Origin of the sequence: Exiguobacterium sp. s128 (assembly GCF_018618815.1) — a bacterium.
GTDB lineage: Bacteria > Bacillota > Bacilli > Exiguobacteriales > Exiguobacteriaceae > Exiguobacterium_A > Exiguobacterium_A antarcticum.
On record NZ_JACSMT010000008.1, the window covers coordinates 1 to 12632 of the forward strand.

Annotated in this window: 9 protein-coding genes; all 9 read right to left on the reverse strand. The window is 46.9% G+C overall.

Annotated elements, in window-relative coordinates; genetic code table 11:
- Positions 1-123: 123 nt before the first annotated feature.
- Entirely contained in the window at positions 124-2292 is a 2169-nt protein-coding gene (locus KNQ13_RS16310) for a DNA translocase FtsK (protein WP_026829851.1), read from the reverse strand.
- A gap of 71 nt (positions 2293-2363) precedes the next feature.
- Positions 2364-4028, reverse strand: a complete 1665-nt coding sequence (locus KNQ13_RS05035) for a ribonuclease J (protein ID WP_014970639.1) — start codon at positions 4026-4028, stop codon at positions 2364-2366.
- Between the two features lie 152 nt (positions 4029-4180).
- Positions 4181-4843, reverse strand: coding sequence for a M15 family metallopeptidase (locus KNQ13_RS05040; RefSeq protein WP_014970640.1), 663 nt, complete (start codon positions 4841-4843; stop codon positions 4181-4183).
- Positions 4843-6102 (reverse strand): lipid II:glycine glycyltransferase FemX, encoded by a 1260-nt coding sequence (locus KNQ13_RS05045; protein WP_014970641.1) that lies wholly within the window; start codon positions 6100-6102, stop codon positions 4843-4845. The genes KNQ13_RS05040 and KNQ13_RS05045 overlap by 1 nt, the downstream gene beginning before the upstream one ends.
- On the reverse strand, positions 6099-7562 hold the full coding sequence (locus tag KNQ13_RS05050; protein WP_014970642.1) for a UDP-N-acetylmuramoyl-L-alanyl-D-glutamate--2,6-diaminopimelate ligase: 1464 nt from the start codon (positions 7560-7562) through the stop codon (positions 6099-6101). The genes KNQ13_RS05045 and KNQ13_RS05050 overlap by 4 nt, the downstream gene beginning before the upstream one ends.
- Positions 7563-7644: 82 nt before the next feature.
- The gene (locus tag KNQ13_RS05055) at positions 7645-8868 is read right to left on the reverse strand and encodes a M16 family metallopeptidase (protein WP_014970643.1); all 1224 of its coding nucleotides are present in this window, start codon (positions 8866-8868) and stop codon (positions 7645-7647) included.
- 76 nt (positions 8869-8944) lie between these two features.
- Positions 8945-11164 carry a polyribonucleotide nucleotidyltransferase gene (gene pnp, locus KNQ13_RS05060; protein ID WP_026829852.1) on the reverse strand — a complete coding sequence of 740 codons (2220 nt, stop codon included), beginning with the start codon at positions 11162-11164 and terminating at the stop codon, positions 8945-8947.
- 134 nt (positions 11165-11298) lie between these two features.
- Positions 11299-11568 carry a 30S ribosomal protein S15 gene (gene rpsO, locus KNQ13_RS05065; RefSeq protein ID WP_012370703.1) on the reverse strand — a complete coding sequence of 90 codons (270 nt, stop codon included), beginning with the start codon at positions 11566-11568 and terminating at the stop codon, positions 11299-11301.
- Positions 11569-11691: 123 nt separating this feature from the next.
- Positions 11692-12621 (reverse strand): bifunctional riboflavin kinase/FAD synthetase, encoded by a 930-nt coding sequence (locus KNQ13_RS05070; RefSeq protein ID WP_026829853.1) that lies wholly within the window; start codon positions 12619-12621, stop codon positions 11692-11694.
- Positions 12622-12632: the final 11 nt, after the last annotated feature.

Below are 12632 nucleotides of genomic sequence, written 5' to 3' on the forward strand. Positions count from 1 at the left end.
GAATCCTTGTTTTCAACATCACTTTTTACGACTACATAAGACAAACCCTCATTTCAACGTTGAAATGAGGGTTTGTCTACGATCTGAAATGACAAAGCGAGAATCGCTTTGTCATTGCTCAACTTAATGTCCAATGACCCGTCGTGGTTTTGAACCTTCTGACGGACCAATCAAACCATTTCCTTCCAGCGCATCAATCAATCGTGCCGCACGGTTGTAGCCGATTCGATATTTCCGTTGAATCATCGATGTCGAGGCCGTCTCTTGCGTCAAGACGAACTGAACCACTTCATCATATAACGGATCATCGACTTCGTTCTCTCCTTCCGGCACGTCTTTTGGAATCATCGCTTCGACGTACTGGGCTTTTTGTTGCGAAATGACATGATTGACGATTGTCTCCACCTCTTCGTCCGACAAGAAAGCGCCTTGGACACGGACGGGTTTATTCATCCCATTTCCAAGTAACAACATATCTCCCCGTCCAAGTAGTTTATCGGCTCCACTCGTATCAAGGATCGTTCGCGAGTCGGTTCCGCTCGACACGCTAAACGCAATCCGGGAAGGGATGTTGGCTTTGATGACACCTGTGATGATGTCAACACTTGGGCGTTGTGTCGCGATGACCATATGAATCCCTGCCGCTCGTGCCATTTGGGCGAGGCGCATGATGGCATCTTCCACCTCGTTCGAAGCGACCATCATCAAGTCCGCCAGCTCATCCACGATGACGACGATGTAAGGAAGGCGTTGATGGACTTTTTCTTCCGCATTCATCTTGTCAATCAAGGCGTTGTATCCTTCGATATTCCGCGCCCCGTTTTGACTGAAGATTTCATAGCGACGTTCCATTTCCGAAACGACTTGTTTCAACGCTTGGGCTGCCTTTTTCGGATCGGTCACAACAGGCGCCAACAAGTGGGGAATGCCGTTGTAGACATTTAATTCCACCATCTTCGGATCAATCATCATCAAGCGTACTTCATCGGGGCGGGCCCGCATTAAAATCGAGACAATCATGCCATTGATACAAACGGATTTCCCGGAGCCGGTTGATCCAGCTACTAAGACGTGAGGCATCTTGTTGAGTTTGGCTGTGACCGTTTCCCCTGAGATACTTCGACCTAACGCGACAAGCAGACGGTCAGGGTCTGCCTGGACACTTTCGGCCCCTAACACTTCACGGAGTGAGACCATGGCGACTTCCCGGTTCGGTACTTCGATTCCGACAGCCGCCTTCCCAGGGATCGGAGCTTCGATTCGGATATCCTTTGCCGCAAGCGCAAGTGCCAAGTCGTCTGCAAGTCCCGTAATCCGACTGAGTTTGATGCCTTGATCCGGTTCAATCTCGTATTTGGTGACACTTGGACCTAAATGGATTTTCAGGACTTTTGCTCCGATTCCAAACGATTTTAATGTCGCAATCAGTTTCGTCGCATTGTCTTTTAAGCGTTTATTCTCACCTGACAAATCTTTTGTGACCGGCTCTGCTAATAAATCCAATGAGGGCAATTGATACCCATCTGGTGTTTCCGTCATCGTCAACGGTCCTTGTGTTTCCTTTGCCTGCGGTTCGACATGATCTGCAAACCCGATGATCGGAACATCCTGGATATTGACCGGTACTTCTTCCGCAGGGGGTTCGATTTCTTTCAACCGCTTCTTTTGATCAAGCGGTCGTGTCATTTTTGGCTCGGGTGTTGTTTCTTCCTGCTTTATTCGCGTACGACGCTCTCGTTGAGTAGGGGTCGTCCGTTCTCGTTGACGGAATTCTTGAACCCGCTCTTTGATGCCAGATGCAAGCTCACTAAAAAAGGAAGGGTGCAGCAAATGTATGCCACTCATGATTAATAATAACCCAATCATAAAGGCCCCGAAACTTGAGATATAGTAAGACGACCCTTGGTAAAGCCAGGCATTGATCGTCCCACGCGGTTGTCCAAGCATAAGATCAATAAAAATCAAACTCCCAAGCATCAAAAATGACCATGCCCACTTGGCGAAACGTGGTTGATTAGACAGTACTAATAATAATGTTCCACCAATCAATCCATATAGGAGCGAACCGAACTGTCCCACTTGATCCGTTGCGAATTGAGCAAGTACTTCACCGACACGGCCAAATCTCCCAAGCGCCAATACGTACGCAAGCAATGAAAGGACCGCAATGATCGCTGCATATGTACGATATTGAATCGGTTGACGTTGTTTTTTTGTCGATGGTCGCTTCTTCGCCGGTGGTCGTTTTCGAGCCGGCGTATTCCGGGCAGGTCCCTTTTTGGTTGTTGCCATCTGTCGATTCCCTCCTGATAAAAAAACGACTCAGCTGACCAGTGATCGGCCTTCCTGAGTCGCTCTTTTTGTTAAATTTCCATGATGATCGGTAAGATCATTGGACGACGTTTCGTCTGCTCGTATAGATAAGAACTCAACTTATCACGAATCAAGGACTTCATTTCTGTCCAATCCAGCTCCCCTGTCAATTTCCCTTGCAATTGTTTCGCAACAATCCGGTTTGCTTCATTGATCATATCTTCTGACTCACGCATATAAACAAATCCGCGTGAGATGATTTCTGGTCCTGAGACAATCGTTTTATTCTTACGGCTGATCGTGATGACACAAAGTACGACCCCATCTTGTGATAAGAGACGACGATCACGTAAGACGATATTTCCAACATCGCCGACACCGATTCCATCAATCAAGACGTTTCCGGCATTCACTTTACGCGACATCCGTGCTTTGCGCTTCTCAAACTCAACGACATCCCCATTTTCGATGATGAAAATGTTATTCGCATTGACACCAACCGTTTGTGCTAAGCGGCTATGTGCTTTTTGCATCCGAAATTCACCGTGAATCGGGATGAAGAACTTCGGTTTGATCAAGTTCAGCATCAATTTCAAATCTTCTGCGTGACCATGACCTGAGACGTGAACCTTCCGTTGGTTGTAAATGACGTTGGCTCCCGCACGGAATAACAAATCGATGGTTTTCGAGACCGACTTCTCATTTCCGGGAATCGGCGACGCCGCGACGACAACCGTATCATTTAGACGAATGTTGACTTGTTTGTGCGCATTACGTGCCATTCGTGTGAGGGCTGCCATCGGTTCACCTTGCGAACCGGTCGTCAGAATCACGACTTGGTTGTCATCCAGGCGATTGATTTCCGACAATTCGACTAATGTTTTTTGCTTAAACCGTAAGTAGTTTAACCGTTGGGCAACTTCTACGATGTTGACCATACTTCGGCCAACAACAGCGACTTTACGATTGTTGACTTCAGCCGCAGCAAACACTTGTTGCAAGCGATGGACGTTTGACGCAAACGATGCAACGATGACACGACCTGGTGCTTCGTAAATGACATCATTTAACTCAGAACCGACTGTCGATTCTGATCCGGACATCCCCGGACGCTCGGCATTCGTTGAGTCGGATAAGAGACATAACACCCCACGTTGACCGATGGCTGCGATTTTCCCGAAGTCGGCTTGTTTCCCATCGACAGGTGTGTAATCAAACTTAAAGTCACCTGTATGCACGATTGCGCCTTGTGATGTCTGGATACATACCCCGACTGCATCCGGAATCGAATGGTTCACACGGAAGAAGGTAATGAAATGACCCGCTACGGTTAATTTCGTCTTGGCATCAATTGGACGAAGATCTGCCTTCTTCAATAAACCGGCTTCTTTTAATTTGATTTCAATCAACCCAAGTGTCAAACGTGTCCCGTAGACCGGTACTTTTAAGTCACGTAAGACGTAACTGAGCGCACCGATATGGTCTTCATGACCGTGGGTAATGAAAATCCCTTGAATGCGTTCTTTGTTTTCTTTTAAATAACTGATGTCTGGAATGACTTTGTCGATTCCAAGCATCTCGTCTCCTGGGAACATTAATCCGGCATCGATTACGAAGATGTCCTCGTCGAGTTCGACGACGTACATGTTCTTACCGATTTCACCGGCTCCACCAAGAGCAAAGACGCTTACTTTTTCCGTCTTTTTCTTTGACACAATATGACCTCCTATTTGTATTCACTTTTCGTGAGCCGTCCACTTATCACTATCACTATTCTAGCCGAACTTTGCCATTCTGCCAACAACAGTCACCATTAAAACGAAAAAAAACATCGTGTGACCAATCAACAGGTCCACACGATGTCTGTTTATGGGTTTAAAAGTGTCTCGATTTCTTCCGTCCGATTGGCTTTTTCTTGTCTACTCGGTCGTTCATCGTCTTGAAGTTCGTCAAGAGAGTATCCGAATGTCATCTCAAAATGCGGATAATCGACGAATCGTTTCCAATCGCCACCCCACTCAAAACCAAGCGCTTTCCCGACCGCTGCTACTTCACGCCAGTCACTTTTTCCGGACTGGTTCCCGTCATACTCCAGGTCATAAGAGATGTCTCCATCAACCATCTGGACAAAATCAATCGCAAGACCATAATTGTGCATCGATTCTCCACCACGCGCGTTTGTGACAACGTCCCCCGCACGGGATCTTCCTTGTTCATACAACACATCCTGCTGTTTGTTTGTCCGATATCCTTGGGTAATCCGGATGTCGATGTTGTAACAAGAATGACTTACCCGAATCAAGTCCTCTGCTCCTGCCCGAACGGCTGGATGCAGCCCCTTTAAGTTTTTAGCACTCGCGTTAATGAGGCGATCTTCCCCTGCCCGATCTCGTGGACAACTTTCAATCCCGAGTTCCGGCTGATCGATCAGAATACTTGGCATTCGATTGGTCGAAGCAGCAAGAAATAACCCAATCGCAAACGTAGCGAGCAGGAACAAGATCCAGACGAATAGTGTTCCCCGCTTCATTAACGGCGTAACTTCTTCCGAATTTTTTGAAGGATCGGCAATCCTGTTTCAAGTAACACGTATAACGGTTTGTTTAAGACGTAATCAAACTCACCGACCTTTTCAATCATTTCGCTCCCCCACCCTGATTTAAAGGCGTACAACCCTGCATAATGATCATCTGGATCTGTCGAGCCACTCACACCACCAAAGTCGTACGATAGAGCCCCATGTGCCTTCGCATGACGCATCATCGTCCACTGCATCAGATGATTCGGCATGAATTCCCGATATTCGTTTGACGAAGCCCCATAGAGGTAATATGACCGGCGACCCGCAAGTGTCAATAATCCACCAGACAAAATCACGCCATCAGGATGTTTTGCAGCAATCGTCAATAATTCCGTCTTGGACTTCTCTGCTTTTTCAATCTGAGCCGTCGTCTGTTCTAACCGGTTGTTTAGACTCGTGATTTTTTTCTCAACCGTCTCTTTTTCCAGTTGTCGATGAATCTTTGTTAATTCTTTATCGGCTTGAAGTAATGCCGCTTCCGTATTTTCGAGGGCCCGGACGACGTCCAGTTTCGTCAAAAATAGTGCCGCATCGCCCGTCGGATGCAGATGGTCATATAAGTTTTCAAAATAATCGAGACCACGGATGGAGAAACCATCACGTTCCCCCGTTTCGACCATCAGTTTCGCAAAGGTTTTTAATTCATCGCGCGAAGCTTCATAACAGATGATTCCTTTTCGCTCCGCTAAACGAACGTTATAACGGAACTTCGAATGGAATCGATCAAAAATCTCTTTTTCTGTTCCTTCGAGACTCGTTTCCATCGTAAAGCGGGGTTGCGCATAATCAAACCCGCCTCCAAATCCATTGTGTTTAAAACCAAGTGAATGCATCTCTTGTACTAATGTCGGATCCTCTGTCCGATCGACGTTTGGATCCAGTTTGATCGCAATCGCCTTCCGTTGCTTGGCGACCCGGATCGCAACATCCCGTAATGCCGTGAGCGCTTCCTGATCGCTATAATCGACGACAAAGCCGCGTGGTGCGTAACATAACGTAAACGGCAACTTCGGAACTTTTTTAAATAATAACAGTGCGACGCCCACAAGTTGTCCGTCTGCCGTTCCGACAGCGATCCGCTCATGTGTCCAACCGGTTGCCGCTTTAACGGATCCCCAGGCGGGTAATTGCAACAAATCTCCTTTAGGGTGTGTTTTTACAAAGTCTTCAAACTGCTTCTGTTCGATGTCTAGTTGTTGGTAAGTCACTTCTTTTCCTCCAATTGGCGTATCATCTCTTTGACGAGTTGTTCTTCGTCGAGGGGTGTTTTTTCCTCCCCAATGATTTGATATTTTTCATGCCCTTTTCCTGCCAGGATGACGATGTTGTCCGGTCGAGCGAGACTCGCTGCGTAGCGAACGGCTTCTTCCCGGTCTCCGATTTCAACGAATTGATCGTGGAGCATACCGGATGCGATACCGGATGTAATCGACTCATACGATTCAAAACGAGGATCATCCGTCGTAATGACGACCGTTCCTGCGTAAGTCGAAGCCAGTTGTCCCATCATCGGTCGTTTCGTCACATCTCGATTGCCACCCGTACCAATCAAAAAGATGATGTTTTCTTTCGGAACGTCCACTAACGCCTTGAGGCATTGTTCGATTCCATCAGGGGTATGCGCATAATCGACATAGATGTTGTAACCGTCAATCGGTAACCGTTGCATCCGTCCTTTAGCCGGCTGGATCTGAGTGATCGCATTCGAAATCTCAGGGAGACTGTAGCCGATCGAAAGGAGAATTCCTGTTGCGAGTAATAAGTTATAGACGTTGAATCGACCGATGAATTGCACTGTCAATTCGACGGCTTGTTCCTGATAGACCATCGTGAACGTCGTTTCCTGTAGCGTTTGTGTAATGTTTTTCGCTTGCAAGTCTGCGGGCTGCTCAATCCCATACGTCATGACACGAGCCCCCGTCATCATTTCAAACAAATGACTGGTTTCATCATCTGCATTCAAGACGGCTACTTTTTTATCCGATAACCGTTGACCGAGTTGGGCAAACAGTAATCCTTTTGCTCGCGCATAATTTTCAAACGTCTTATGGAAATCCAGATGATCGTGTGTCAGATTCGTGAAACCGGCCACATCGAAGTCTGTTCCCGTCACACGTCCCAGTTCCAACCCATGGGAGGACACTTCCATGATGACGTCTTCAACACCCTCTTGCTGCATCTGATGGAAAAAAGCCTGCAATTCTGAACTTTGTGGTGTCGTATTGCGGCTCGGGACGACCCGATCCCCGATTTTCACTTCGACCGTTCCGATGATGCCCGTTTTCCGTCCTAATTGCGCCAGAACATCACGAACGATGGTCGTCGTCGTCGTTTTTCCGTTTGTTCCGGTGATGCCAATCATCCGCATTTTTTCTGAAGGATAATCATAAAATTTACCGGCAAGTTCTGCCATCGCTCGTGTCGTACTTCGGACAAGAATAACAGGAATTGTCACATCGAGCAGGCGTTCTGAGACGATTGCGACGGCCCCCTGCGCTTCGGCTTGTTGTGCATAATCGTGTCCATCCACTGTATATCCTTTGATTGCGACAAACAACGTACCTGGCTTCACATCTCGTGAATCGGTTGTTAACGCGGTCACGTCCGCCTCTACCATCCGCTCGGTTTTTTGAGTCTGAATGACTTCGATTAATTCAGCTAAGTTCAAGGGTATTCCTTCTTTCTCAACAACTTGTTTTTCAGTTACATGCTATTTCAGTGTAGGGGAAGCCCCGCTTGGTTTCAAGGTCTCACTCATCAATTTCCGGTAGGATGTAAGCTTTTGCCGGTGGTTCACTAAAGATATGGGCAATCATTTCCTGCACGTTTTCCGGTGTAATCCGTTCTACTTCTTCTAACACTTCTTCTAAAGTCGGATGTGTTCCTAAATGGAGTTCGTTCCGAGCATTACGGTTCATATGACTCGATGTACTCTCATTTCCTAAAATCAACGAACCTTTTAATTGTTCAATCCCATCCTCAAGTTCTTTTACCGTCAAACCATGTGCGAGCAAGTGATGGATTTCAGACGCGAGGACGGTTTCCACTTCTTCAAGCGTCTCTTTTGATGTTCCGACATAAATCGTAAAGGTCCCATGGTCATCAAACGTCGTATAGTACGAAAAGACAGAATACGCTAATCCCCGATCTTCCCGAATCGATTGGAACAGGCGGCTCGACATCGTTGCCCCAAACGCATTATTCAACAATGCTAAAGTCGGTAACCGATCGTCGGCGGAATGAATCGCACGGAAATTATAACAGACATGGACCTGTTCCGTATCTTTTTCCTTACGTAAGGACTCACTTTGTAATGCCGGCTCTTGGATTTGTCGTGTCGTCTCACTTGGTTCGATGCGACTAAAACGTGTTTTGACCTGTGCGATCAGTTCGTCCGTTACATGACCGGCGATTGAGATGACGATTTGGTCAGGCGCATAGGCCTCCTTGACATAATCCAAAATCATTTGACGGCTGAGGCTTTTGACACTTTCTTCTGTTCCAAGAATCGGTCGTGCCATGACGTCCTCCCCATAAGCAGCAATCGCTAACAATTCATGCACCAAATCATCAGGGGTATCTTCATACATTTTTATTTCTTCAATCACGACCCGCTTTTCTTTTTCGAGTTCTTCTTCGTCGAATGTCGACTCTAAAAACATGTCTGCTAAGACATCAAATGCCGCAACCGCATGTTCATCTAACGTCTTGACGTAATAACACGTCTGATCCTTACTCGTGAATGCATTTATATTACCACCCAAGCGATCAAAATAAACGGCGATTTCTTTTGCCGATAGCTGGTTTGTCCCTTTAAACATCATATGTTCGATTAAATGGCTGATGCCGTGTTCTTCTTTTGTTTCCGTTCGTGAGCCGGCTTTAATGAAGATACCGGTTGCGACACTCCGTGTATTCGGGATCCGTTCACTGACGATACGAACGCCATTTGCTAATGTAAGTTGTTCGACCATGGTCTATTCCTCCTTCAAATATGAAACAAGGTGGCTCTCGATGCACGTTCCGCACCGTTGAGCCACCTTGTTTTCATTAGTTACGACGTGGTGGACGTTGTCCGTCACGTGGTGGGCGAGATCCAGTATCCCGACGCGGCGGGCGGTTGTCACGCTCTGTTTTTTTCTTTTCATCATATGCGGCACGATCTTCAGCATTCATACCTTCAACAAGAAGTACTTTATGCGAAGCATTGACACGACCTTTGTCATCAACTTCCGTGACGCGGACTTTCAATTTGTCGCCTAGTTTGACGACATCTTCGGTTTGGCCGACACGCTCAAGCGCTAGTTCCGAGATATGCACAAGGGCATCTTTTCCTTTAAACAATTCGACGAACGCTCCGAATTTTTCGACGCGGCGAACCGTTCCGTCAAATTCTTCACCGATGACGACTTCACGAACGATGTCTTCAATCAACTGACGCGCACGATTGATGCCGTCTTGATCCGTTGATGCGATGAAGACGGTTCCGTCTTGATCGATATCGATCTTAACCCCTGTCTCATCGATGATGCTATTGATGACTTTACCGCCGGGTCCAATCACATCACGGATTTTATCCGGATTGATTTTGAGTGTGACGATTTTTGGTGCATATTTAGACAACTCGACACGTGGTTCAGCAATCACTGAATTCATGTGTTCCAAGATGTGTAAACGACCGAGACGTGCTTGTTCTAGTGCCTCTTCAAGGATTTGACGCGTGATACCACCAATCTTCATATCCATTTGAAGAGCGGTAACACCATCTTTTGTACCAGCCACTTTAAAGTCCATATCGCCGAGATGGTCTTCCATTCCTTGGATATCGGTTAAGATGGAGTAGTTTTCGCCTTCTTTGATCAAGCCCATCGCGATACCTGCAACTGGTGCTTTAAGAGGGACACCGGCATCCATCATCGCAAGAATCGATCCACAGATCGATGCCTGTGAAGACGATCCGTTTGATTCAAGTACTTCTGATACCAGGCGGATCGTATACGGGAAATCTGTTTCTGACGGTAAAACAGGTAACAAAGCGCGCTCACCAAGAGCTCCGTGTCCGATTTCCCGGCGGCCCGGTGCACGCATCGGACGTGCTTCTCCGACTGAGAACGGTGGGAAGTTGTAATGATGCATGAATCGTTTTTCAGCTTTCACCCCGAGACCATCGATGATTTGAGCATCGCCTGCGACACCTAGTGTTGCGACAGACAAGACTTGTGTTTGACCACGTGTGAACAGACCTGAACCGTGTGCACGTGGCAACAATCCGATTTCTGAATCGAGTGGACGAATCTCAGCAAGTCCTCGTCCATCTGGACGGACTTTATCTTCTGTGATCAATCGACGGACTTCTGTTTTGACGAATTTATTCAAGACACCTGAAACTTCTGCTAATTGTGCTTCCGTGATGGAATCATCTGCTGCATACTGATCGATGTATTTCGAAATGACTTCGTTGATCGCGAGATCACGTGCTTGTTTTTCTTCGACTTGAACCGCTGCCGTCACTTCTGCAAGTGCTTCTGTTTTCAGGCGAGAGACAAGCGTCTCGTCAAATGAAGACACCGTATAGGCGAATTTTTCTTTGCCGACTGCTGCGACGATTTCTTCTTGGAACGCAATCAATGTCTTGATGACATCATGTCCGAGGAGGATCGCTTCGAGCATCGCTTCTTCCGATACTTCTTTTGCACCCGCTTCAACCATGTTGACCGCGTGTTTTGTTCCTGCTACTTGAAGGTCGATATCACTTGCAGCCGCTTGACTTAATGACGGATTGATGATGAATGCACCATCGACACGACCAATCGTGACACCTGCAATCGGACCATCAAATGGAATGTCTGAAATCGACAGGGCAATCGATGCCCCGATCATCGCGGCTACTTCCGGTGAGTTATCTTCGTCTGACGATAAGACCGTCGTCGCAACTTGAATGTCATGACGGAAACCGTCTGGGAACAATGGACGAATCGGACGGTCGATCAAACGTGACGTCAAAATCGCGTTTTCACCTGGACGTCCTTCACGTTTTAAGAAACCACCAGGAATCTTACCTGCTGCATATAATTTTTCTTCATAGTTCACTGTTAATGGGAAGAAATCCAAGTCTTTTGGTTGTTTTGACGCAACGACCGTCGCAAGAACTGCTGTCTCACCATAACGGATCAAAGCTGCTCCGTTCGCTTGTTTGGCCAGTTGACCGATTTCAATTGTTAAAGGACGTCCACCGAGTTCGGTCGAAAACGTCTGTTTTGTTTGTGACATGCACAAATCCCCTCTCACTTCTATCCGTTTTTTCATTCAAATCTAATTATGGATGTTCTTGCGTCAAATGTCCATGAATCGGCAAAAAAAAGAAGCAGGAGACGATGCTCCTACTTCTTGTTGATCTGTTCAGATTAGCGACGAAGACCAAGACGCTCGATCAATGAACGGTAACGTGAAACATCCTTGTTACGAAGGTATGTGAGCAAGTTACGGCGACGACCAACCATTTTCAAGAGACCACGACGTGAGTGGTGATCCTTTTTGTGTGTACGTAAGTGATCGTTTAAAGTTGTGATCTGTTCAGTTAAAACAGCAACTTGTACTTCCGGCGAACCAGTATCGCCTTGTTTCGTAGCATAAGCTTCGATAATTTCATTTTTACGTTCTTTAGTGAGTGCCATTGTCACTCCACCTCCATCTTTTGAATGACCGTATTGCCGAGCATCGGATGGTGAGACCTGATGCCAAGCCAACCGGCTGTACGTATTCGTACTGACTCATCATAACGAACCACTGCCGGTCTGTCAAACGGTTAATGCCTGTAATGCATTGATTTTATCCTGTGCCAGCTGTGTCTTCAAACTATCGATGCCGTCAAATGCACGTTCGTCTCGTAAGTACGCCATCCACTCCAGCTTCAGTTCTTGTCCGTATAAATCTTCATCGAACTGTAAGAGGTGGGTTTCGATGCTGACGTCCCCTGTTTCATAAAATGTCGGACGCCGTCCGATATTCGTCATCGCCGGATATTTCCGCCCATCTTCTAAATGGACAAACGTCGCATATACCCCTAATTTCGGAATGACATACGAAAATTCAGGTCGGATGTTCGCTGTCGGAAAACCAATCTGCCTACCACGGGCATCACCATGGATGACGATCCCTTTCGTTTGGTATGGCTCACCTAATAACGTAGCCGCCTCCGAGACAGCCCCGCTCGCTAACAAATGCCGAATCCGGGTCGAACTCACCTTTTCCTTGTCCGCTTGATGTTCGGAGACCGTCGTATGATCAAATCGTCCCCGACTATGAAAATCGAGCGTCTCCATTTTCCCTACACCAAATCGACCGTACGAATAATCAAAACCTGCTACGATATGGCAGGCTCCTGCCGCAATCAAATAATGATCGACAAAATCTTGTGGGGATAATTCAGAAAACGTAATGGTAAATTCGATGACATAGACCCGATCAATTCCAAGTTGCGCCATCTTCTCCAGTTTCCGGTCAAGCGGTGTAATATAGCGAACCTGTTCTGTTCCCTGTCCAAGCACCTGTTTCGGATGAGGATCAAACGTCATGACAGCTACTGGTACGTTCAATTGACGTCCTTTTTCCAGTGCTACTTGTAAGACACGTTGGTGTCCAAGATGTACGCCATCAAAAAATCCAAGTGCGATGACGGCTGGATCTTCTACCGGTCGTTCTGGATATGTTAAGTGAATGATGTCCATTCCTGATCTCT

Bases quoted from the DNA above. Each gene is read 5' to 3' on its own strand.
- KNQ13_RS16310 (WP_026829851.1), bottom strand. From the start codon at position 2,292: ATGGCAACAACCAAAAAGGGACCTGCCCGGAATACGCCGGCTCGAAAA.
- KNQ13_RS05055 (WP_014970643.1), bottom strand. From the start codon at position 8,868: ATGGTCGAACAACTTACATTAGCAAATGGCGTTCGTATCGTCAGTGAA.
- KNQ13_RS05070 (WP_026829853.1), bottom strand. From the start codon at position 12,621: ATGGACATCATTCACTTAACATATCCAGAACGACCGGTAGAAGATCCA.
- rpsO (WP_012370703.1), bottom strand. From the start codon at position 11,568: ATGGCACTCACTAAAGAACGTAAAAATGAAATTATCGAAGCTTATGCT.
- KNQ13_RS05040 (WP_014970640.1), bottom strand. From the start codon at position 4,843: ATGAAGCGGGGAACACTATTCGTCTGGATCTTGTTCCTGCTCGCTACG.
- pnp (WP_026829852.1), bottom strand. From the start codon at position 11,164: ATGTCACAAACAAAACAGACGTTTTCGACCGAACTCGGTGGACGTCCT.